A 21439-nucleotide genomic window follows, 5' to 3' on the forward strand; every position below is an offset into this window, starting at 1 on the left:
CTCCGGCCGGCGGCCTTGCGCGGCCAAGCGCCAGACGCGCCGGCGGCGGTTGTCGAGCGCGGCGTCGGTCGGCCCGCCGGGCCGCGCGAGCCCGTCGACTTTCAGGCCGGCGGCGGCCTGGAAGCGGCGCAGCGCGCGGGCCGCGCTCTGGGCAAGCACGGGCGCGGCGCCAAGCGCGCCGTCGTCCGGTCCGCCGACCGTCCGGCCGAACGCCAGATCGGCGCCGGGCGCCGTCGACTCCTGCAGCGCGCGGCGCACGCGGACGAGGTCTTCGCGGTCGTTCTCCGGCGGCCGGACGCCGGTCTTGCGCGCCGGCGCCGCCCGGCGCGGCGCGCGCCGCCCCTCCCCCTCTGCGGACGGGGCGCCGTCCTCTCTCTCCTCATCGTCGGTGGCGTCGTCGTCGTCGGCGGCGGCGGCGGCGCCGACCGCGCCGCTCAACCCCAGCGGGGAGCGGCGCCGCCGCTCGATCACCGCCAGCGGATCGCCGCCGAAGACGGTGTATTCGGCGAATGACATCGAAACTCCTTCTCAAGGCTCAGTCAGGACGCCCGGCCGCGCGAGCGACGGAAACTAAAGTGCGACTTATGCGGGAGAGTCGAGATGTTTTATATAAAGATAATAAAATAGGTGAAAAATCCGATATCAGCGCTTTCCGCCCGGCCTTTGACTGCAACTTGTGCGACCGCTGACGCGAGCGGGGTCGTCGGCCGGCGTTCCATTCGCGGTCGTGGGAGCCGCCTGATAGCCCCGGTCAGAACCTATGGCTGTTGGGTTAAGGGGAGAAGCGCCCCTCGGCCGCGGCCTCGTCCTTCGAGACGGCCGCCTCCGGCGGCCTCCTCAGGATGAAGCCTTGAGCGCATAATTAGGCGCCTCGCGCCCCCGGCGGGCGCTCGGCGTCGCGGCCTCAGGCAGGGAGCCCCGCCTGCGCAGGGGGGCTGGGTTTCGGGGGGCGAAGAGCGGGCGGCGCCGACCGCCGGCGACGGAGGGGCGGCGCGCTCAGCCGCGGGCGGGCGCGTCCAGCAGGATGGCGTCGCGCCGGGCGGCCGCGGCCGGCTCGGCGTTGGCGGCCTCGCGGCTGGCGGCGGCGGTGAGGCGCTTCTTCTGGTACATATCGAGGTCGGCGCGGTGCACCACCTCGTCGGCCAGATCCTCGCCGCCATAGCTGACCGCCCCGACCGAGGCGCTGAGCGCGATCGTCGCGCCGCGCCACGTCAGCGTGAGAGCGTTCAGCAGAGCCTCCAGCCGGGCGGCCTTGAGGCGGCCGGCCGTCTCGTCCGTCCCGCCGAGTACGACCGCGAATTCGTCGCCGCCGAGCCGCGCGACGGCGTCCGTGGCGCGCGTATGGCGCGAGAGCAGCGAGGCGACGGCCGCCAGCGCCAGATCGCCGGCGGCGTGGCCGTGGGCGTCGTTGATCTGCTTGAAGTTGTCGAGGTCGACGACGAGCAGCAGACCCGTCTCGCCGGTGCGCTGCAGGCGGGCGAGCGCACGCTCCAGCGCCTGTTCGAAGCCGCGGCGGTTCAGGACGCCGGTCTGCGCGTCCGTCACAGTGAGCCGGCGCAGCCGCTCGGCCTCGCGCCGTTCCTGCAGCAGTTCGCCGCGCGCCTCGGCCGCCGCGCTCAACGCCTCGCGCAGCAGCCGGCGGTAGCTCTCGCCCGGCGGCTCGCTCGCGCCGCGTTCGGCCCCTAGGCGGGCCAGCAGCTCGTCGGCCAGCGTCTCGGCCGCATCTGGGCCCCGGCCCTCGGGACCCTGGTCGGCGCGGTGGGGAATCGGTCGGCTCATCGTCTGCGCACTCCCTGCACGGATCGGGGCGGCCTTGGGCGGCGCCCGCGCTCATTGTCATGGGAGATGAATCAAACGCCGTGCCAGTACGGCGAATCGGCCCGATTCGGGCGTTTCGGCCGCGCCGGTCGCACGGGGGAGGGAAGAGCTTGCCGGTCGCCGCCGGCCGCGGGAGGCAAATCCGGCCTAGAAGCCGCCGGCGCGCACCAGCAGCGATTTGTTGTCCCACTTCGGCTGGCGATCCTCCACCAGCACCTGATGGCCGGCCGAGATCGTCACGATGATCTGCACCCAGCGCGGCACCAACTCGTCGTTCAGATCCGCCAGGATGCGAAGCGCCAGACGCTCCGGCAGGCTTTGCGTCTCGGCGCCAAAATCGGATAGCCGCCCGAGATAGGCGGAAAAACCGTCGGCCTGTACGATCCGCTTGTCGGGCACGAACATCAGCGTGACCAGAGCCGCCCCGCCGGCGGCTTCGCCCTCAAGGCGCACCAGATAGTCGATCCGGGGTTGCGGGTTCTCGAGCGTTTCGATCGGACGGCGCGCGGCTTCGGCCTTGGCGGCTTCGGCCGCCGCCGCGGAGAGATCGGGGGCGGAGAGATCGGCGGGGGCCTTGTCGCTCATACCGTCACCCCGCCGGAGTCGCCGGCGGCGTCCTCCGCCAGATGCAGGTCGAAGGCCTTCACCTGCTGGAAGGCGATGGACCCGCCGTAGCCGAGCGCGCTGATCTGATCGGCGAAAAGCCCGCGCATCGCCTCGCGGTCGGCGGCCTCCAGCGGCTTCTGCGTGCGGACCATCAGATCCAAGGTCTTCTCGCGCACCAGACCGTCGAACTGGAACGGGCCGAGGCGGGAGAAATGCGCCTCCACCACGAACCGCGTCGCCTTGGCTTGGGGGGCGTCGCCAGCCTCCTCGCCCTCGGCCTCCTTGCGGTCGCGCAGGTAGAGACGGATGCGCTCCAACTCCCCGTCGTTCAGCAGCGGCAGCGAATAGGCCCGCCACTCGCCCCCGCCGGAATCGCGCGCGCGGCTCGCCGCCGCGCCGCGCAGGTCGCCCTCCAGCCGCTCGCCCAGGCCGCGTTGCAGGCGCTCGATCGACTGGGCGCGGGTCTCGCCCACCAGGCGCTCAAAGCCGCCGCCGCGCAGCGCGGAGAGGAAGAACAGCATCGCCGTTCCCATCTGCACGCCGCTTTGCGCGCCGGGCTGAGGGATCATCGCCTGCAGGCTTTGCAGGGCCTGTTGGCCGGCCGCAGCCTGCGGGGAGGCGCCCTCCCCGCCGCCCGCGCTCAACCGGCCCAACAGCGCCAGCGCTTCGTCCAACCCCGCGAAACGCCCGGGGGCGTTGGCCCCGAGGAAGGGCGCGCTCACGCCGGGACCGGGCGGGCGCGGCGGCCCGGCGAGCTCGAGGCTGAGCTGCGTGCCCGCCGGCGGCGCGCCCGCGCCGGTGTTCAGGGCGATCGTCCCGGCGCTGGTCGCGACCAGGGTTTGGCCGGCTGTGCTCTGGCCGGTGACGACGCCGCTCAACAGCGGGCTGGTCGCCGACAGGCTGGCGGGCGGCGGCGGGGTCTGGCCCTGCGGGGTGAGCGCGATCAGCTTCAGCGACAGGCCCGCGCCCTGCGGCAACGGCTGCCCGCCGGCGAGCGCGGCCTGCAGCGCAGCCGGCGTCGGCGCCGGCGCGCCGGGCTGCAGCGCCTGCGCGCCGGCCGCCGTCACCGCGCCTTGCAGCGTCGCGCCGACGCTGAGCGTCGTCAGCACCGAGGCGCCGGACGCGCCGGGCGCCGGCGCGGATGCGCCGGTTTGCGCTTGCGCCGCCGGCGCCGCGTGTCGTCCGGCTGGTTGAGCCGCCTGCTGGCCGGCTGGCGGCGGGCCGGGCGGGGCGGCGAGGGTCGCGCTCAAGGTCTGGCCGCCGAGCGGGGCTTGCGCCGCCGGCTGACCCGAAGGCGCCTGCGGCGTGATCGCAAGCTGCGCGGGCGGGCCGAGGCTCGTCATTTGAAGCGTGACCGGCGTGCCGGGCGGCAGGGCGGAGCCGGTCTGGAGGGTCAGCATGCCGTGCGGCGTCGCGATCTGCAGGCGGCCTTCGCCGCCGGTCGCGGTGACGCGGCCCTGCATCGCGCCGCCGGCCGCGAATTGCCGGATCAGATGCGGGGTCAGGCTGAGCGCCCGCCCGCCGGTCTGCTTCGCCGCCGCGGCGTCGCCGCCGCCGGCCCCGCCTGGAGGGATCTGTGCAGTCATCGGCTCGCCTCCCGGCCGGTTCTCCGGCCGTCCATCGCCGTCGGGTAAAGGCGCCGATGCGCTTCTGCGCCGCGCCCGCCGACGCGCCTTCGATGCAATCAGTGTACCGCAGACACTGTACCGCAGACGCGCGCGTGAGGGGAGGGTGCGTTTTGTTCTATTATTGAATAGAATAAAAGGACTTTTCGCTTTACAGTCGGGACTATCTTAGCGGTAGAGTTACGAAAGCGTGTTTTAAATGGTTAGTGTAATTTTAACGAGTTGAAACGCGATGAATGACCGAGGAGCGAAAGGATGACGCGGCGGCGCCGGTTGGCGATGCTCGGATTGGGGGCGGGCGGCCTGCTTGCGCTGCTCGCCTGGGTCTTTTCGCCGCTGTTGAAGGAGGAGGGCTATTGGGGCCCGTTCGTCCTGCAGCCGCCGCGGCTCTTTACCGGGGACATGACCCCGGTGGCGCACACCATCCGCGGGCGCACCTTCCAGATCCCGAAGGCCTATCTGCCCTTCACGGACGAGCATCGGCCCTCGTCGGCGGACCGTCACGCGCGGGTGCAGATCTGGGCGGAACTGCCGGGCCTGACGCCCTACGACGCCGACCCGTACGAGGGAAACGGCCGCGTCCTGACGGTCGACGAAGCGCGCCGCTATGTGGCGATCACGCTCTCCTCCATCGTCTACAATCGGCCGGTGTCCGTCTATTACGAACGCGCGCTGGAGCATGGCGACGCCTGCGTCCCCGATGAGACGACCGGCATGCAAAAATGTCCGAACAGCTCGTTCGGGTTCCCGATTTGGATCGAAGACCTGAACGGCTGGAAGATCGGCGTCTATTGCGGCGACACGAACTTCAGCACGCGTTCTCTGTGCAAAGTGCGTGCGCCCCTGATCCAGAACGTTTCTCTAAATGTAACGTTCAACCACACCCGTCTGCCTGAGGCTTTGCGGCTTTTCCTCCACGTCGCCGACCTGATTTGCGACTGGTATGCGCCCGATCCCGAGGCCCGCCCCCTAACCTTCAACCACTGCACGGAGAGGGGCCATGCCCTCGACCCGTTGGGATAGGGGCGCGGGCCGTCGGGCGCTTCGGGCGCTCGTCGCGATCGCCCTCGCTCTGCCGTCGTGCGCGGCGGGCGGGGTGCTGCTGTTCTGGGCGGCGCTGTCGGCGACGCCGGCCGGCTGGCGGGGCGAGCCCGGCGGCTTCCTGCCCCACTACCCTCAGGCCTTCACCGGGGAGACGACCCCGGTCGAGCACACGATCCGGGGGCGCACCTTCGCGATCCCCAAGGCCTATCTGCCCTATGTGCGCGACCATCGACCGACCTCCAAAGAGGTCGACGCCCTGACCGTGATCTACGCCAAATGGCCGGATCTAGCCCCCTACCGGGAAGATCCGCTGGACGAGGAGGGGCTGTTGAGCGACGCGGCCTACGACCAAAAGGTCAAGATCGCTCTGACCTCCATAACCTTTGACCGGCCTGTGAGTTCTCATTTTGAATTTGAGCCTACCGGCCCCTGCACCGTCGATGCACCGACCGGATTTACTGTCTGTCCATGGTTAGAGTCCCGGCTTTGGAAAGTAACCGACGGCAGCGCGCGCATCGGTATGCTTTGCACACTCCCGAGTAAGCTCTCCGGCCGGAGCTACTGCAGTGCGAGCGTTCCTCTTGTTCAGAACGTCTCGCTAAATGTTCACTTCTCAGCCGTTCATCGAGACGAAATGCGAAGCCTGCTTTCCCGAACGGTGGACTTGGTCTGCCGCTGGTTCAGACCCGATCCCGACAACCAGCCTCTAACCTTCAACTACTGCAAGGAGCCAATCTATGCCGCCGACACCCCGGAATGACCCCGCCCGGCCCGATTACGCCGATGTTCTGGCGCGCGGTCGCCAACTGATCGATCGCGGCGATGTCGCCGGCTACTGGGCCTTGATAGCCGAGCATGATCCCTACGCGAAGTTGGCGCACGGCGTGGCGACCAACAGCACGCCCGAAGGGCGTGCGGCCAATGAGCGTTTGGCGAACTACTATCGTCGGCAGCACGGCCGAAACATCACGGACGCCGAGATAGAGGACATACGCCGCAAGATAGCAAACGCGGACGCCGAGGCGCGAAGGAAAAGCATGGAAGCCGAGAACAACATCGGCCTCAAGCCCGATACGATCGCTGGGTATCACAAGACGGTTTTTGAGCAGAGCGAGCTTCCGTCCGACACCTTCACCCTCGAGAATCTCGGCCGCGCGTTCGGCGATGATGCGGCCGGGTGGCATCTGGGCACGGAGGAGCCGTCGAGCGCGGATCGCGGCGACGGCTCCATCGACGCGATCGGCGATGCGATCGGCGACGTGATCGGCGCCGGGTTGGACGCCGTCTTTTCGGACGGCGAGCCCGATCCGATCCGCGGCGGGCCGGGCGGTTCGCCCGACTATCGGGGGCCGTCGGCGCCGTCGCGCGGCAAACCGTCCGACGCCGAAGGGACGCCCGGACGCGCGCCCGACGACGGCTCGCGCGCGGGCGCCGCGCCACGCGGGGCTGACGCCGCGGGAAGCCCCCGGCATGACGCCGCTGTTGCCGCGACCGGGGCGGACGCCGGCCCGTCGGCCGTCCCGCGCGCCGCGGAGGCCGACGCCGAGCCCTGGCGCGACGCCTGGGCGCGGGCGTTGGACTTGCCGGCGGAGGGTCCGCCGCGGGCGGAGACGATCCTGCTCAAGCAGCCCGCTGACTGGACCGAGGGCGAGATGCGCGCCGTGCTGCGCAGCGACGCCTACTGGACCGGCGAAGAGGGCGAGCGGACCCGGCGGCGCGACGCGGTCGCGCGCTGGCACGGGCTCCACTACGGCGATGCGCCCGTCCGCCGCGACGGGACCGGCCGGATGGTCGAGCCCGCCTTCAAGATCGACCCGCCCGCCGCCGTCACGCCGCCCCGCACGGTCGAGGGCGAGCCGCTGGCCGACGCGCTCAGCGGGACGCTGGCGGCGGTCGGGCGGCAGGCGAAATCGGCCGGGCCGATGGAGGCGGTGCGCCGGCTGCAGGCCGGGCTGAACCGGATGACGGGGCGCGCCGCGGCTCAGCCGAAGCCGGATCGACGGCGCCTGCGCGATCCGTGCGAGGATGAGCCGACGCCGCGCGTTGAGCGGCTGAGGGTCGACGGCGACCTCGGCCCCAAAACGGCCGAGGCCGCCCGGCGCGCCGTCGCCCGCTTCGGGCGCAAGCCGGTCGAGGCCGAGCTGCGCCGGCCGGCGGAGGAGCAAGAGCCGAATCCGTTGTTCGCCCTGAATGAAGACGCGCAGGCGGGCGGCCGGAGGCCGATTTCCGGCGGGTTTCGGGCGCGAGGATGAGCTGGGCGCGGCCGGTTGCGTCGGCCCCTGTCTTGGAGGACGAGGTCGGTGCGTGAAACGACGTTATAACTGCGCTGCGATCCGCTCCACGTCCGAGCCGGCGTCGGAGCCGGGGGAGCGGGAGAGGAGCGGCATCTGGGCGCGGATCGCCTCGCGCACGCGGTTGTCGCGGCGCACGACGCCGGCCAGCTGCGGCTCGCGCTTCAGGAAGTTGGCGCAGGCCTTGGAGAGGGTCTCGTAGGTCTTGCGGCCTTTCTCCGGCGTCTCGGCGGCGTTGACGACGATGCGGATGTCGACCTCCGGATGTTGGCTCCACAGCAGCTTCATGAAGGCGTAGGCGTCGGTCAGCGACGTCGGCTCCTCGTTCACCACCAGCAGCACGCGCCCGGTGCGCGTCGCCATCTGGCGCACGATCCGGTCGACGCCGGCGCCCAGATCGACCACCACCCGGTCGTAATCGGCCGCCAGCGCGATCAGGTCGCGCTGCAGCCGCTCCACCCGCGGGGCCGGCAGGCTCGCGAGCGATCCCGACCCCGAGCGCCCGGCGATGATGTCGAAGCCGGCCTCCGCGTGCCGAGTGATGCAGGATCTCAAAACGCCTTTGCCGTCGAGCGCGGTGGAGAGATCGCGCTTCGGCATCAGGCCCAGCTGAATGTCGACATTGGCGAGCCCGAGATCGCCGTCGAACAGCAGCGTTTTCTTGCCGGCGCGAGCCAGCGCGTGGCTCAGCGTCACCGCGAACCAGGTCTTCCCCACGCCGCCCTTGCCCGAGGCGACGGCGACGATCCGCTGGCTCGGATCGTTGGCTGAGCGGCCGGGTTTCTTGGAGGCGTCGTCAGTCATCGCTCGTCATCCTCATCGTCGGCAGGGCCGAAGCGCGGTCCGCGCCGGGATTCGTCGCGCGCGGCGCGCAGCGCGGCCTGCAGCCCGTCGGGCAAATCCTCGGGAAAATCGTCCGGCGGGCGGGGCGACCTCTCCAGGCCGTGCGTGCGGTCGGAGAGGCGCTCGTCCTCGTTCTCGGGGGCGCGTTGGCCCGCGTCCTCGTCGGTCGTCGCCGCCGACTCCGCGGCGGGGGCGTCCGGCAGCAGCAGGCGGGCGAGCGTCAGCGGGTTCAACGGCTTGAGCCCGTCCGCGATGCGCGGGCTCCGGCTCACGTCGGCGAAGGCGAGACGACCCGCGTCCGCCGCCGCCAGCAGCGCCCCCAGCCGATGGGCGATGTCGAGGCCCGTCGCGATCAGCCGCGTCGGCTCGACCGGCCGGAAGGCTTTGGCGAGGTCGGCCGCTTCTTCCGCGTCGCGCCCGGCGCCGAGCAGCAGGACGGGCGCCAGATCCGCGGCGGCGGCGAGCTCGATCAGATAGGCGAGCTCTTCCAGATCGAACGGGTTGGCGCCGGGCGTGTCGATCACGATCAACTCGCCCCGCCCGCAGGCCTGAAGAATCCGCTTCAGGCCGTCCGCATCCTCCGCCGCTTCGAAGCGCGCGCCCAGGCGCTCGGCGTAGGCCTTCAGCTGATCCACCGCGCCGACGCGCATCGGGTCGGCGCCGATCAGCACGACCGGCGCGGCCTCGCCCCGCTCCTCATAGGCGAGCGCGAGGCGGGCGGCGATCTTGGCGCAGGTGACCGTCTTGCCGACCCCCGGCGGGCCGATCAGCATCAACGGCCGGCCGCCGGGCGCGTCCGGGACCGGGCGGAAGGCGAACAGACGGTCAAGTCCGGCGGCGAGCGCCAGCGTCACGTCCAGCTCCTCGCTGTCGGCGGCCGCCTGGACGATCTCGTCGGTCAGCGCGCGCGGCGTCCCGTGACGCTCGAGCACGGTCGTGATGCGCTCCAGCGCGTCGTCCTGGTCGCCGCCGTCCCAGCCGCCGGCCTCGTCTTCGCGCTCCTCGATCGCGGCGGTGACGCGGGCGCCGCGCTCCATCTCGTCGTCGGCCTCTTCGGTGGCGACGATAATGGCGTCGTCGCCCAGCGTCTCGCGCACCAGTTTGAGCGCGGCGCTCAGGCTGTCGGCGTGGAAGCTTTTCAGGCGCATCGGCTCAACCCGTCCCGGCCGCGGCCGAGCGGCGCGGCGTGCAGAAGCGCAAACGCAGATCGCTCATCAGATGCTCGCCACCGTCTTGATGCGGGCCTTCGGGTGGATCTCGTTCTGCGACAGAACCACCGTGATCGGCCGGAAGCGCTCGATCACGCTGCGAACATAAGGGCGGATCTGGGGACTGACCAGCAACGCGGGCGTCTCGCCGGCCATGGCCTGCTGCTCGAAGGTTTGGCGCACCTTGTTGATGAAGTCCTGCAGCTTGGAGGGGGCCATCGCCAACTGCTTGTCGTCGCCCTGGCCGACGATGCTCTCGACGAAGGCCTGCTCCCACTGCGGCGAGAGCGTGACCAGCGGCACGACCCCGGAATCGTTGGTGTTGGCGTCCGAGATCTGCCGGGCGAGGCGCGCGCGCACATGCTCGGTGATCTGGGTCATGTTGCGGGTGTAGCCGACGGCCTCGGCGATTCCCTCCAGGATGGTCGGCAGGTCGCGGATTGAGACCCGTTCGGACAGCAGATTCTGCAGCACCCGCTGAACGGAGCCGAGCGAGAAGGCGCTGGGGATCAGGTCGGCGACCAACTTCTGCTGCGACTGCGGCATCTCTTCCAGGAGCTTTTGGGTCTCGGCGTAGGAGAGGAGCTCCGCCATGTTGTCCTTCACGATCTCCGTCAGGTGGGTCGTGATGACGGTGGAGCTGTCGACCACGGTGTAGCCGCGGAACATCGCCTCTTCGCGCTGGTTTTCCTGCACCCAGACGGCGGGCAGGCCGAAGGTCGGCTCCGTCGTCGCCTCGCCGGGCAGACTGATCTTCTGGCCGCGCGGGTCCATGCACATCAGCATGTTGGGCCGCAGGTCGCCGCGCCCGGATTCGATTTCCTTCAAGCGGATGACATAGGTGTTGGCGGGTAGTTGCAGGTTGTCCTGGATGCGCACCGCCGGCATCACGAAGCCCATGTCGCCGGCGATCTGGCGGCGCAGCGCCTTGATCTGGTCGGTCAGGCGGTGCTCCGTGTTTGCGTTGATCAAGGGCAGGAGACCGTAGCCGAGTTCGAGCCGGATCAGGTCCATCTGCAAGGCGGAGGAGATCGGCTCTTCCGCCGGCGCGGCCGCCTGCTCCTGATCGGCCTCAATGGCGCGGGCCTCGGCCTCCGCCTTGTCCTCCGCCGCCTGGCGGCTGACATAGAAAGCGAGCGCGGCCGCCGTCGCCGCCATGATCAGGAACGGCCAGGCCGGCAGGCCCGGGATCGCGGCCATGATCAGCAGCAGGAAGGCCGCGATGCCCATCGCGGACGGATAGCCCGACAGCTGACCGAAGACCGCCTTGTCCGTATGGCCGGTCACGCCCGCCTTGGTCACCAGCATGCCCGCGCCGACGGAGACGATCAGCGCCGGGATTTGGCTGACCAGCCCGTCCCCGATGGTCAGCAGCGTGTAATTTTCGGCCGCGTCGCCGAAGCTCATGTCGCGTTGGGCGACGCCGATGATCATGCCGCCGATCACATTGATGAAGGTGATCAACAGGCCGGCGATCGCATCGCCGCGCACGAATTTCGAGGCGCCGTCCATCGCGCCGAAGAAGGAGCTCTCGGTCTCCAGCTCCTTGCGCCGGGTGCGGGCCTGATCTTCGTCGATCAGGCCGGAGGAGAGATCGGCGTCGATCGCCATCTGCTTGCCCGGCATCGCGTCCAGCGTGAAGCGCGCCGCGACTTCCGCGATGCGGCCGGCGCCCTTGGTGATGACGATGAAGTTGATGATCACCAGGATGCCGAACACGATGACGCCGATAACGTAGTTGCCGCCGGCGACGAAGGCGCCGAAGGCCTCGATCACCCGTCCGGCGGCGTCGGTGCCGGTATGGCCCTCGGACAGGATCAGGCGGGTGGAGGCCACGTTGAGCGCCAACCGCAACATGGTCGCGATCAACAAGATCGTCGGGAAGCTGGTCAGCTCCAACGGGCTTGCGATGAAGATGACCGTGAGCAGGATGACGACCGAGAAGGTGATCGAGACCGCGAGCGACATGTCCAGGAGCCATGTCGGCATCGGAATCAGCAGCAGGGCCAGGATCGCGACGATCCCCATCGGCAGCCAGATTTCGGAACTGGTCAGCGCCGAGCGGAAACGGCCGTACGCCGCGCCCGCTCCGCCGCCGCCGCCGACCTGGCGGACGGCCCCGCCCTGTCCCTCGTCAGACTCGCTGTTCGCCATGGCGCGTCACAATCCGATGTCGATCGGGTCGTAAAAAGGCGGCCGGCGCCGACCCCGTCCGCCGTCGAAAGACCGCTTGAAACCCAAGGGGTCTCGCCTCACGCGCTACGATGCTCCGATTCGCCGGGCATCGGCACGCTGAAGCCTTCTTCGGAATACTGTTTTAGCTTGTTGCGCAGCGTGCGAATGGAGATGCCGAGGATGTTCGCCGCATGGGTCCGGTTGCCGAGGCAATGGTCGAGCGTGTCGATGATCAGCGCGCGCTCGACCTCGGCCACCGTCTTGCCGACCAGCGCGCCGTCGGCCGGCGCGGCCGCTTCAGGGCGCCCGGCGGCGGCCGGCTGGTCCGGCGGCGTCGACGCCGGCAAGACCGCCGGCTGATCGTTCAACGCCTCGCCTTCCGTCAGAAGGATCGCCTCCGATCCGATCTCGTCCGGCCCCGCCAGCAGCACGGCGCGATGCAGCGTGTTCTCTAGCTCACGCACGTTGCCCGGCCAGTCGTAGGCCTTGAGGCGCGCCATCGCCTCCGGCGCGATCGGGCGCTGGGGGGCGCCGTTGCTCTCGGCGTATTTTTTGGCGAAATGCTCCGCCAGGGCGGGGATGTCCTCGCGTCGCTCGCGCAGCGAGGGCAGGCGCAGGTTGACCACGTTGAGACGGAAATAGAGATCTTCCCGAAAGTCCCCGTCCTTCACCGATTGCTGCAGGTTTCGGTTGGAGGTGGCCAGGATGCGGACGTCGACCTTCACCGGCTTAGAGCCGCCGACGCGGTCGATCTCCCGCTCCTGCAGCGCGCGCAGGAGCTTGGCCTGCAGCCGGGGGTCCATTTCCGAGACCTCGTCCAGCAGCAGGGTGCCGCCGTGCGCTTCCTCGAACTTTCCGATGCGCCGGGCGACCGCGCCTGAGAAGGCGCCTTTCTCGTGCCCGAACAGCTCGGACTCCAGAAGATTCTCCGGGATCGCCGCGCAATTGAGGGCGACGAAGGCGTTGGCCGCGCGCTTGCTCTTGGCGTGAAGATAGCGCGCCATGACCTCCTTGCCGGTGCCGCTTTCGCCCGTGATCAGCACGGAGGCGTCGGACGGCGCGATCTGGTCGGCGAGCTTCAGGACCTGCTTGGTCGCGGGGTCGCGGCTGATGACGGTGCTGCTCTCCTCCGCCACCGCCTCCAGCACCGCGGCGATCATGTCGGGATCGGGGGGAAGCGGCAGGTACTCCTTCGCGCCAGCTTCGATCGCGTGGACCGCGACCTCGGCCTCGGTCCCCTCGATGCCGCAGGCGACGACAGGAACGCTGATGCGCTCCGACTTCAGCGCCTTGACCAGACGCTCGATGTTGAGGCGCACGTCGATCAGGCATAGATCCGCGCCCTTGCCGGCGCGCAACAGTTCAAGCCCGTCGTCGATCGCGTCGACCGTCTGCACCTTGGCGCCGCGCTTCAGCGCGATCTGGCTCGCCTCGGTCAGGTGCCCTTCGAGGGTTCCGATAATCAGCAGTCGCATCGTTCTGTTCCGACCCCGTTTATCCGAAATAATCCACGCGCTCAGACGGCGGCAGAATTGTGTTCAGCAGCATCTCCAACCGGCGCGGGTTCTCCTGCCGGGCGATCGAGGCGGTGGCCATCACATGCATGTGGTTGATCAGCATGTCCTCGGCCGCGTTGCGCTCCATCTTCGAGGCCAGAGGCGTGAAGACCACGTTCGCCAGCAAAGCCCCGTAGAAGGTGGTGAGAAGCGCCACCGCCATAGACGGGCCGATGGTGCTGGGATCGTCCAGATTGCCGAGCATCTGGATCAGGCCGACCAGCGTGCCGATCAGGCCCATCGCCGGCGATATTTCAGCCGCCTTTCGCAGGATGGACACGCTGCGCGACGTGCGCTGGGCGATCGCTTGCACCTCGCGGCGCATGATGCGTTCGACGTCTTCAGCGGGGGTGCCGTCGATCACCATCAGCAGCCCCTGGTGCAGCATCGGGCTGTCCTCCAGCGCGGCCAGATAGTTCTGCAGCGCGAGCGCCCCCTTGTGCCGGGCGATCTGCGCCAGTTGCAGCATCTGAACGGCCGCTTCGCCGGGGTGGTCGTGCGGGCGCATGATGGTGCGCGCCACCGATTTCGCGGCTCCGGCCATATCCTTCAGCGAGAAACAGGCCGTCGTCACCCCGAACGTGCCGCCGATGACGATCAGCACCGACGGCGCGTCCATAAAGGCGGTGGGCGAGCCGCCGAGCACGATCGCGGTCATGATGAGGCCCGAGGCGGCGATGATGCCGCCGATCGTGGCCACATCGAGCGCGGTGCGCGTCGAGGGTTGGGTCAGGGGCCGCTGGGGGCCGCCTTCTTCGGCTTCGCTCGCCATCTGCCGGTCGCCGCTCTCTTTGTTCGCGGGGCCGCGTCGTTCGCGGCCTCGCCGGTGGTCTGGGTCAGGTCGGCGACTTATCCGACTTGATGATTTCGGTCATGGTCACGCCCAGCTTGTCGTCGACGACGACGACCTCCCCGCGCGCCACCAGCCGGTTGTTGACGTAGATGTCGATCGCTTCGCCGACCTTGCGGTCGAGTTCCACGACCGCGCCGCGGCCCAGTTTCAACAGGTTGCTCACCTGCATGCTCGACTTGCCCAGCACGGCCGACACCTGCACCGGGATCTCGTACACCGCTTCGAGATCGCGTGCGCCGCTCGGCCCCTGATTGGGGTCCGCGCCGCCCCAGCCGCCGTCATCCTCCGCCGGGGCCGGCGCCTGCGAGTCGAACTCTTTCAGGTTCAAGTTGTCCTTGTCGGCCCCGCCTTGCTGGTCGCCGCCGTCCTGGCCGGTCTCGTCCGCGCCGTTCTCGTCGTCATCCGCCATGTCGCGCCCTCCTGGTCAGCGCTGATCGTCGGGCGGGCGGCCCGACGCATCGTCTTGTGTGGTCGTGTCGGTCTGCGCCGCGTCGTCGCCTGCGCTTTCGCCTGCGCTCTCGGCCTCCGAGGAACGTGTCGGGTCCAGGGTCGAGCCGTCGAGACGCTCCGCCGGCCCTTCTGCCGAAGCATCGTCCCGAACGTCCGCCTGATTCGCGGGGCGGGCGTCCTCCTGATCGTCGGGCGACCCTTCTGGCGGCGCGCCGGTCCCTGCGTCCGTTTCGCCGTCCGCAGACGCGCCCGGCGAGACATCCTGCGGCGCTTGGGTAGGGGTCTCTTCGTCGGCGGCGTCCGCAGGCGACTCCTCGGCCTGCAGATCGCCGATCGCTCGCTCCACGGCTTCGTCGATTTCGGCCCAGATGTCGCGGTAGCGTCGCTCGGCGCCGCCGGCGCCCCAATCGAGGGCCGCGTCGCCGCTCTGCATCGACGGATCGGCGATCACCGACAGCTTGCCCTCGAACCCGGCGAGGCGGACGGTCTGCTCAAGCCGCTCCGCCAGCGGCTCCGCCGCCTCGGGCGCAACGCGAACGCTCAACCGCCCGACGTCCTGCAGGTTCGCAAGCGAGTCCGCGACCAGGCCCACGACCTCCTCGTCCCCGTAGCGTTTGGCGTAGGCCGGCATGAGCTTTTCGAAGATGTCTCGGGCGATCTTCGCCATCAAGGCGCCGGCTCGCTCGTGCGCCTGCTTCTGGCGCTCGGCCAGGGGCGTCATGCGCTCCGAGACGACCTCGAGCAAATCGGCGATCTGCGCGTCGATCTCCTGCTGGATCTCCTGCCGTCCGGCCTCGAGCCCCTCGCGCCGCCCTTCGTCGTAGGCGGCCGATTTGGCGGCTTCAAGCTCTTCCTCCGAGAAAGTCGGGGGAGGCGGCGCCTCCGGTTCCTCGGCCTCGACTTCCTCGCTCTCCCGCGCGGCCGCGTCGCCCTCCCACGCGGCCGCGTCGCTGTTCGCCGGACGCGCGCGCGCGCCCGGGGCCTCGTCGAAATCGTCGAAGCGCCGCTCGAACAGGAAGGGTTTGTATTTGGTCGCCACCGGGTCTCGCTTTCGTTCCGCCGGTCGCGTCGCACGCATCCGGCCGGTCGGGTCAGTAGATCAGTTCGTCCTCGGCCCCGCCTTCGGAGATGATGATCTCTCCCTTGGCGGCCAGGTCCTTGGCCAGATTGACCATCTCCATCTGCGCCTCGTCGACGTCGCGCAGGCGCACCGCGCCCATAGCGGCCATGTCCTCCTTGAGGATCTTGGCCGCGCGCTCGGACATGTTGGAGAAGAACAGCTCTTTGATCTGCTCCGACGCGCCTTTGAGCGCGATGCCCAGCTTGTCCTTGTCGACGTTCCGCAGCAGCGTCTGCACGCCGCCGGGATCGAGCTTCTGCAAGTCCTCGAAGGTGAACATCAGCGCCTTGATCTTCTCGGCCGAGTCCCGATTGCGCTCTTCCAGCAGCGTCATGAAGCGGTTCTCGGTGTTGCGGTCGAGGCTGTTGAAAATGTCCGCCATCATCTCGTGGCTGTCGCGCCGTGCGGTGCGCGCCAGATTGGTCATGAACTCGTTCCTGAGCGTGCGTTCGACGTCGTCGAGCACCTCCTTTTGCACCGCCTCCATGCGCAGCATGCGCATGATGACCTCCATCGCGAAACTCTCCGGCAGGGCGCCCAGCACGCGGCTCGCGTGGTCCGGCTTGATCTTCGAGAGCACCACCGCGACCGTCTGCGGGTATTCGTTCTTGAGGTAGTTCGCCAGCACCACCTCGTTCACGTTGGCGAGCTTGTCCCACATCGTGCGGCCGGCGGGGCCCCGGATCTCCTCCATGATGGAGGCGACCTTGTCGGGATCGAGCGCCTTGGCGAGCAGACGCTCGGTCGAATCGTAGGAGCCGACCAACGAGCCGGTGGAGGAGATCTGCTCGGCGAACTCGACGAACAGACGCTCCACCAGGTTGGAGCTGACGTTACCCAGATTGGCCATCGTCTGGGAGATTTCCTTGATCTCCTCGTCGTCCATGTGGCTGAACAGCTTGACCGCGTTGTCCTCGCCGATGGCGAGGATCATGATGGCCGCCTTCTCCGGACCGGTCAGACTGCGAAAATCGTCGCGCACCCGCATGAGCTATCCGTCCCGTGAGAGCGCGCGCCGCCCCCGCGCCGCCGGTGAGACGGGGAGGGGGGCGACGTCGCCGCGAAATCCGATCGTCCATACCGCCACGATTCCGCCGCGCGCCTCAATCCGCTGCGTCATGGTTGAAATGGTTTCGACCCTCACGGCTCTGCGCCTCTCCGACTGTCGCGCGGTCAGTTCGCGTCCTGGTACATCCACGTGCGCAGGATCGCGACGGCCTCCTCGGGATGCTTGTCGATGATCTCGCCGATCTTGTTCATCGAAGAGGCCTTCACCCGCCCTTCGATATGGGCGATGTCGATCATCGAGTCGAACTCTTCTTCGCCGGCCTGCTGCGCGGCCGGCACGCCGCGGCCGCCGCTGGGGGCCGCCCCGCCGGACTGATCGGTCAGCATCTGCGTCTCGGCCTCTTCACCGGCCCCGGCGATCGCCGCCGGCGCGGCCTCGAAGACCTTGGTCAGCAGCGGACGGACCACCAGCAGGACGATCAGGATGCCGAGCACGCCAAGGACCAGCAGTTCGACGATGCGTCGAATGTCGGCCGTGGTGAAGCCGAAGAAGGTGTCGGCCCCGTCCTCCACCGAAACCGGCAGATCGGCGAACTGCATGTTCACCAGTTCGAGCGCGTCGCCCCGGCCCGGATCGAAGCCGACGGCGGAGCGCACCAGAGACTCAAGCTGCTCCATCTGTTCGACCGGACGCGGCTCGTACTGCATCTCGCCGCCTTCGCCTTCCTGATAGAGCCCGTCGACTAACACCGCAACGGACAGTCGCTGCACTTCGCCCGGCGCGGTGACTCGGTTGGTGAGCGTCTTCGAGATCTCGAAGTTGCTGCGCTCTTCCGTGCGGGTCTGGCTTTCGCTTGCGCCGGCCGCGCCGTCCAGCGCGCCCGCGTCGGGAAGGTTGTTGCCGACGGTGACGGTGTCCTGGCCGGCCTCCTGGCTCTGCGCGTTCTCCTCTATCGCCTCGGAGGAGCGCAGCACCTGACCTTCTGGATCGAACGTCTCGGAGTTCACGACGACCTGGCTGAAGTCCATGTCCGCGCGAACCTCCACGCGAACCTTGCCGAAGCCGACCGTGCGTTCCAGCAGTTCCGTCACGCGGCTGGCCAGGCGCGTCTCATAGTGCGAGCGCATTTCGGCTGCGGTGTCCGCCCCCAGGCCCGGGCCGGCCTCCTCGTCGCCGCCGCCGTGCAGCAGCGTGCCGCGATCGTCGATGATCGAGATGTTAGTGGGGCTCAGGCGCGGCACGGCGGTCGAGACCAGATGCTGAACCGCGGCGATCTGGTCGCGGTCGAGGCGTTGGGCGCCGCGCATCTTCAGAACGACGGAGGCGGTCGGCTCCTGCGGGTCGCGGCTGAACAGCTCGCGGCGCGGCAAAACCAGATGGACCCGCGCGCCGCGCACTTGCGCGAGCGAGGTGATGGTGCGCGCCAACTCTCCTTCGAGCGCGCGCAGCCGGTTCACCTCCTGCACGAAACTGGACTGGCCGAGCGATTGATCGCGATCGAAGATCTCATAGCCGACCAGCGCGCCGCCGAGCCCTTGTCCGGCCATGGACAGGCGCAACTCGCCCACCTGCTCGCGCGGGACCCAGACTTGCGCGCCGTTGCGGCGCAGCTCGAACGAGACGTCCTGCTGGGTCAGTTGGGCGACGATGCGGTTCGCATCGCTCTCATCCAACTCGCCGTAGAGCAGCGCCATGTCGGGCGTCGTGACCCGTGTCGTGAGGAAGATGAAGAAGCCGAGCACCAGAACCGAGGTGCCGGCGATGACGCTCAACCGAGCCGGCCCCAGGTTTCTCACCATCTCCATGAAATTGTTCACGCTGACCGCCTCTCGCTTGCAACCGCCCCGTCGGGTCCGCGCCGCTCACCCGGCGTCGAAATCCCGACCCTTCAATCGGACCGCTCCCGGGTCGACGCCGCGTGCGGCGCGCCCTCCCATCGGCCCCGATTCCTCACCGGTCGGCGTTCTGCCGGTCGTCTTTGACGGCGCTGGAGCCTTCTGCCCCGTCCGCCGGCGTCCCGATCGGCCCTCTTCCGCCGTGGGACGCCTAATCGTTCGAGCCGCGGTCCGCCCGGCGATCCCGGCCCTTGACTCCGCCAAGAATCGCCAGTTTTCCGCGGTTATGACGGCGACTGTATCTGAACCGTTAATAAAGGTGAAGAAAAAACTCGGCAAAAATTGCCCACTTGCCGGTAATGCCTCTAAGAGTCTTTACTGGCCCGGCGGGCGGTTGACGGCATTTTCAATAAAGCCAAGACTTCGGCGTCGCCCTTGCAAAGATTCCGTTTCGTTCCGCCGCGCGAGTCCGTGAGTCTTTTCAGACTCTTATCCGGTCTCCCTCCGATTCAATTATCAGGCCGCCGCGTGCAGGGGTCGGCCTTTGTCCCGCACGCTCAGGCTTAGGGAGTAAAGCTTAAAAAAGAGTGAAAATAAATAAAATTTTATGAAAAATCTTACAATCCGACTCGGCCCCGCGATAAGCGGTTGATCCGAATAGGAAACGGGACCCGACCGAAAGGACGGGTCCCGTTTGACGTCGCCGGGAGAGAGAAAGGGGAGAGGGCGGCGACGATGCTCCGAGACGGCCTGGTCAGCCCTTACCGTTTGATCCGGACCAGTTCGTCCAGCATCTCGTCCGCGGTGGTGATGATCCGCGTGTTGGCCGAGAAGGCGCGCTGGGTGACGATCAACTTAGTGAATTCGTCGGCGAGATCGACGGTCGACTGCTCGAGCGAGGAGCCGGAGATCGCGCCGGCGCCGCCGGTGCCGGCCACCTTCACCACCGGCTGCCCGCTGTCGTCGGTCTGAGAGAAGACGTTGCCGGTCTGCGGGCGCAAGGCGTTCGGCGCGTTGAACGTCACCACCGGCACCTGGAAGAGCTGACGCTGCTCGCCGTTGTCGAACAGCGCGGTCACGACGCCCTCCTCATTGACCGAGACGCTGGCCAGCGATCCGAACTGCTTGCCGTTCTGGGTGAGGTTGTTGATGACGCTGGTGCCTTCGAACTGGGTCAGCCCGTCGGCTCCGTTGATCTGGCCGAGATTGATGTCGATGGCGACGGCGTCGGCGGCCGTGGTGTTCTGGCCGTCATAGTCGACCAGCACCTGCATGGTGTTGTTGCCGGTCAGCGCCACGCCGGAGTTCGCCGTGCCGCCATGATCGTCGGTGACGCTGGCCAGCGTGCCGTCGGCGTTGAAGGTGACGCGGCCCAAGTTCGCCGTGCCGCCCGCGCCGATCGCAGTGTCCGCCGTGGCCGCGTAACTGCCGCCGGCGATGAAGGCGGCGATTTCGTCGCTTCCCAGGATGCTGTCGTCGGCCGTGTCCGCGCCCGTTCCGTCGTCGACGCCGCTGGCGGTGGTCCCGTCGTCGTTCGACACGTCGGTGTTGATGAACTGACCGCTTGAGAGGGTCGCGCTGACGTCCCAGGTGTTGGCGGCCGTGCCGGGATCCACTTTGGTGAAGGTCAGCGTCATCGTGCGCTGAGCGCCCTGGCGGTCGAACACCTGAACCGCAATGTCGAAGGTGCCGGCGGTCGCGGTGGAGGCCTGCAGGTTCGCCGACGTGCTGACCTGCGAGGTCGCCTGCGGCGTCGCCGAGCGTGAGGCCACGTTGACGCCGTCGAGCGCGGTGAGGACGTTGGTCGTGTTGAAGGCGGTGTCCGCGGAGTTGCGCGCGAAGCCCAGCAGCGTGAAGCCGGCCGCGTTCACGAGGTTGCCGTCCTTGTCGGGGCGGAACTCGCCGGCGCGGGTGTAGAAGATGTCGCCGGTCGGATCGAAATCGCCGGTGGTCGTGTTCTGGGTGACCTGATCGGTCACGGCGAAGAAGCCGTCGCCGGAGATCGCGATGTCGGTCGCCACCGTCGAGGCCTGCAGCAGGCCCTGCTGATCAATGTCGCGCGCGACCTTTGACTGCACGCCGCCGGCGGAGAACAGGGTCTCCGAGCCGCTGGTCGTCACCAGCGTCGAGAACTGCGGGCGATTGATCTTGTAGCCGACCGTATTCACGTTGGCGATGTTGTCCGAAATCATCGCCATCGACTGGCTCTGGACGAACAGACCGGACACGCCGGAGCGCAGTCCACCGAAGATACTCATGCTCTCATCCTCCGTTCAGCGGCGCCCGGCCGGCTCTGCGGTCGCGGGGCGTCGGCTCCGGCGTCAACCGCCGGCGGTCTCCTCGACGCTGAGCACGCGGCTCAACGGGATTGCGATCTCGCCCATCTTGAGGGTCGCGCCCTCGGGCGAATAGTCGACGCCGGTCACGGCGCCCCGGGTCTTGTAAGAGGCCTGTATGGACTTCTCGTCGGCGTTCACGGCCCCGATCTGGAAGCTGTAGGGGCCGGCGGGCAGCGACTGGCCGGCGATCGATCGGCCGTCCCAGGTAACGGTATGCTCGCCGAATTCCTTCGGCGCCGACTGAACGGCGACCAGATTGCCGGCGGCGTTGTAAATCTGAAGCGCAGCGCTCGCCGCGGTCTCGGGCAGGGTGAAGGTCAGCTCCGCCGGGGTTTCGCCGTCGAAGTTGAACTCGTTGTGGTCGGCGGTGATGGTCTGTCCGATATAGGAGACCGCGCCCATCGCCTCGTTGGCCCGATTCAGGCCGATCAGGTCGTCAAGCTGACCGGATTGGCGCACGGACTGCTCGACGTCGGCGAAGGCGACCAACTGGTTCGTGAATTCGTGCGTGTCCATCGGCGACAGCGGGTCCTGGTTCTGCAATTGCGTCGTCAGGATCGTCAGGAAGTTGTCGAAATTCTCGGCGAGGCCGGTGATCGCGCCTTCCTGCTTGGCGGTGGTTCCGCCGGCGCCGAAGGGATTGATCGCAGAAGCGTCCATGATCGTC

Annotated in this window: 18 protein-coding genes; 3 read left to right on the forward strand and 15 right to left on the reverse strand. The window is 68.5% G+C overall.

The annotated features are described in order from the left end of the window. From RIB45_RS01465 to RIB45_RS01480, 4 genes are all read right to left on the reverse strand, one after another. On the reverse strand, window positions 1-516 hold a 516-nt coding region (locus tag RIB45_RS01465; RefSeq protein ID WP_350048021.1), incomplete at its 3' end, for a hypothetical protein. 480 nt (window positions 517-996) lie between these two features. Further along, the gene (locus RIB45_RS01470) at window positions 997-1779 is read right to left on the reverse strand and encodes a GGDEF domain-containing protein (protein ID WP_350048023.1); all 783 of its coding nucleotides are present in this window, start codon (window positions 1777-1779) and stop codon (window positions 997-999) included. 186 nt (window positions 1780-1965) lie between these two features. Further along, entirely contained in the window at window positions 1966-2403 is a 438-nt protein-coding gene (locus RIB45_RS01475; RefSeq protein WP_350048025.1) for a hypothetical protein, read from the reverse strand. After that, on the reverse strand, window positions 2400-4010 hold the full coding sequence (locus RIB45_RS01480; RefSeq protein ID WP_350048027.1) for a hypothetical protein: 1611 nt from the start codon (window positions 4008-4010) through the stop codon (window positions 2400-2402). The genes RIB45_RS01475 and RIB45_RS01480 overlap by 4 nt, the downstream gene beginning before the upstream one ends. 294 nt (window positions 4011-4304) lie before the next feature. Here RIB45_RS01480 and RIB45_RS01485 point away from each other — a divergent pair, with 294 nt between their 5' ends. From RIB45_RS01485 to RIB45_RS01495, 3 genes are read left to right on the forward strand one after another with little or no spacing between them, the layout of a single operon-like run. Continuing rightward, window positions 4305-5072, forward strand: a complete 768-nt coding sequence (locus RIB45_RS01485) for a hypothetical protein (protein WP_350048029.1) — start codon at window positions 4305-4307, stop codon at window positions 5070-5072. Continuing rightward, the gene (locus tag RIB45_RS01490; RefSeq protein WP_350048031.1) at window positions 5050-5853 is read left to right on the forward strand and encodes a hypothetical protein; all 804 of its coding nucleotides are present in this window, start codon (window positions 5050-5052) and stop codon (window positions 5851-5853) included. Before RIB45_RS01485 ends, RIB45_RS01490 begins: the two co-directional genes overlap by 23 nt. Next, window positions 5831-7345, forward strand: coding sequence for a hypothetical protein (locus tag RIB45_RS01495; protein WP_350048033.1), 1515 nt, complete (start codon window positions 5831-5833; stop codon window positions 7343-7345). Before RIB45_RS01490 ends, RIB45_RS01495 begins: the two co-directional genes overlap by 23 nt. Before the next feature lie 63 nt (window positions 7346-7408). Here RIB45_RS01495 and RIB45_RS01500 read toward each other — a convergent pair whose 3' ends face one another. From RIB45_RS01500 to RIB45_RS01550, 11 genes are all read right to left on the reverse strand, one after another. Beyond that, entirely contained in the window at window positions 7409-8188 is a 780-nt protein-coding gene (locus tag RIB45_RS01500) for a MinD/ParA family protein (protein WP_350048035.1), read from the reverse strand. Next, window positions 8185-9375, reverse strand: coding sequence for a flagellar biosynthesis protein FlhF (locus RIB45_RS01505; RefSeq protein WP_350048037.1), 1191 nt, complete (start codon window positions 9373-9375; stop codon window positions 8185-8187). Before RIB45_RS01505 ends, RIB45_RS01500 begins: the two co-directional genes overlap by 4 nt. Before the next feature lie 66 nt (window positions 9376-9441). Beyond that, window positions 9442-11589 carry a flagellar biosynthesis protein FlhA gene (gene flhA / locus RIB45_RS01510; protein ID WP_350048039.1) on the reverse strand — a complete coding sequence of 716 codons (2148 nt, stop codon included), beginning with the start codon at window positions 11587-11589 and terminating at the stop codon, window positions 9442-9444. A gap of 98 nt (window positions 11590-11687) precedes the next feature. Then, complete coding sequence (gene flbD, locus RIB45_RS01515) at window positions 11688-13085, reverse strand: sigma-54-dependent transcriptional regulator FlbD (RefSeq protein ID WP_350048041.1); 1398 nt, start codon at window positions 13083-13085, stop codon at window positions 11688-11690. A gap of 19 nt (window positions 13086-13104) precedes the next feature. After that, window positions 13105-13938, reverse strand: a complete 834-nt coding sequence (locus RIB45_RS01520) for a motility protein A (protein WP_350048043.1) — start codon at window positions 13936-13938, stop codon at window positions 13105-13107. A 64-nt stretch (window positions 13939-14002) separates the two neighbouring features. Beyond that, a complete protein-coding gene (gene fliN, locus RIB45_RS01525; protein ID WP_350048357.1) occupies window positions 14003-14347 on the reverse strand; it encodes a flagellar motor switch protein FliN in 345 nt (114 codons plus the stop codon). Window positions 14348-14443: 96 nt separating this feature from the next. Beyond that, window positions 14444-15508: a FliH/SctL family protein gene (locus tag RIB45_RS01530; protein ID WP_350048045.1), complete on the reverse strand. Its 1065-nt coding sequence runs from the start codon at window positions 15506-15508 to the stop codon at window positions 14444-14446. A 52-nt stretch (window positions 15509-15560) separates the two neighbouring features. Further along, complete coding sequence (gene fliG, locus RIB45_RS01535; RefSeq protein WP_350048047.1) at window positions 15561-16577, reverse strand: flagellar motor switch protein FliG; 1017 nt, start codon at window positions 16575-16577, stop codon at window positions 15561-15563. Window positions 16578-16762: 185 nt separating this feature from the next. Further along, on the reverse strand, window positions 16763-18415 hold the full coding sequence (fliF, locus tag RIB45_RS01540) for a flagellar basal-body MS-ring/collar protein FliF (RefSeq protein ID WP_350048049.1): 1653 nt from the start codon (window positions 18413-18415) through the stop codon (window positions 16763-16765). A gap of 779 nt (window positions 18416-19194) precedes the next feature. Beyond that, a complete protein-coding gene (locus RIB45_RS01545; RefSeq protein ID WP_350048051.1) occupies window positions 19195-20691 on the reverse strand; it encodes a flagellar hook protein FlgE in 1497 nt (498 codons plus the stop codon). A gap of 63 nt (window positions 20692-20754) precedes the next feature. Next, window positions 20755-21432 carry a flagellar hook assembly protein FlgD gene (locus tag RIB45_RS01550; RefSeq protein ID WP_350048053.1) on the reverse strand — a complete coding sequence of 226 codons (678 nt, stop codon included), beginning with the start codon at window positions 21430-21432 and terminating at the stop codon, window positions 20755-20757. Window positions 21433-21439: the final 7 nt, after the last annotated feature.

Source organism: Marivibrio sp. (genome assembly GCF_040218065.1).
Lineage (GTDB): Bacteria > Pseudomonadota > Alphaproteobacteria > UBA8366 > Aestuariispiraceae > Marivibrio.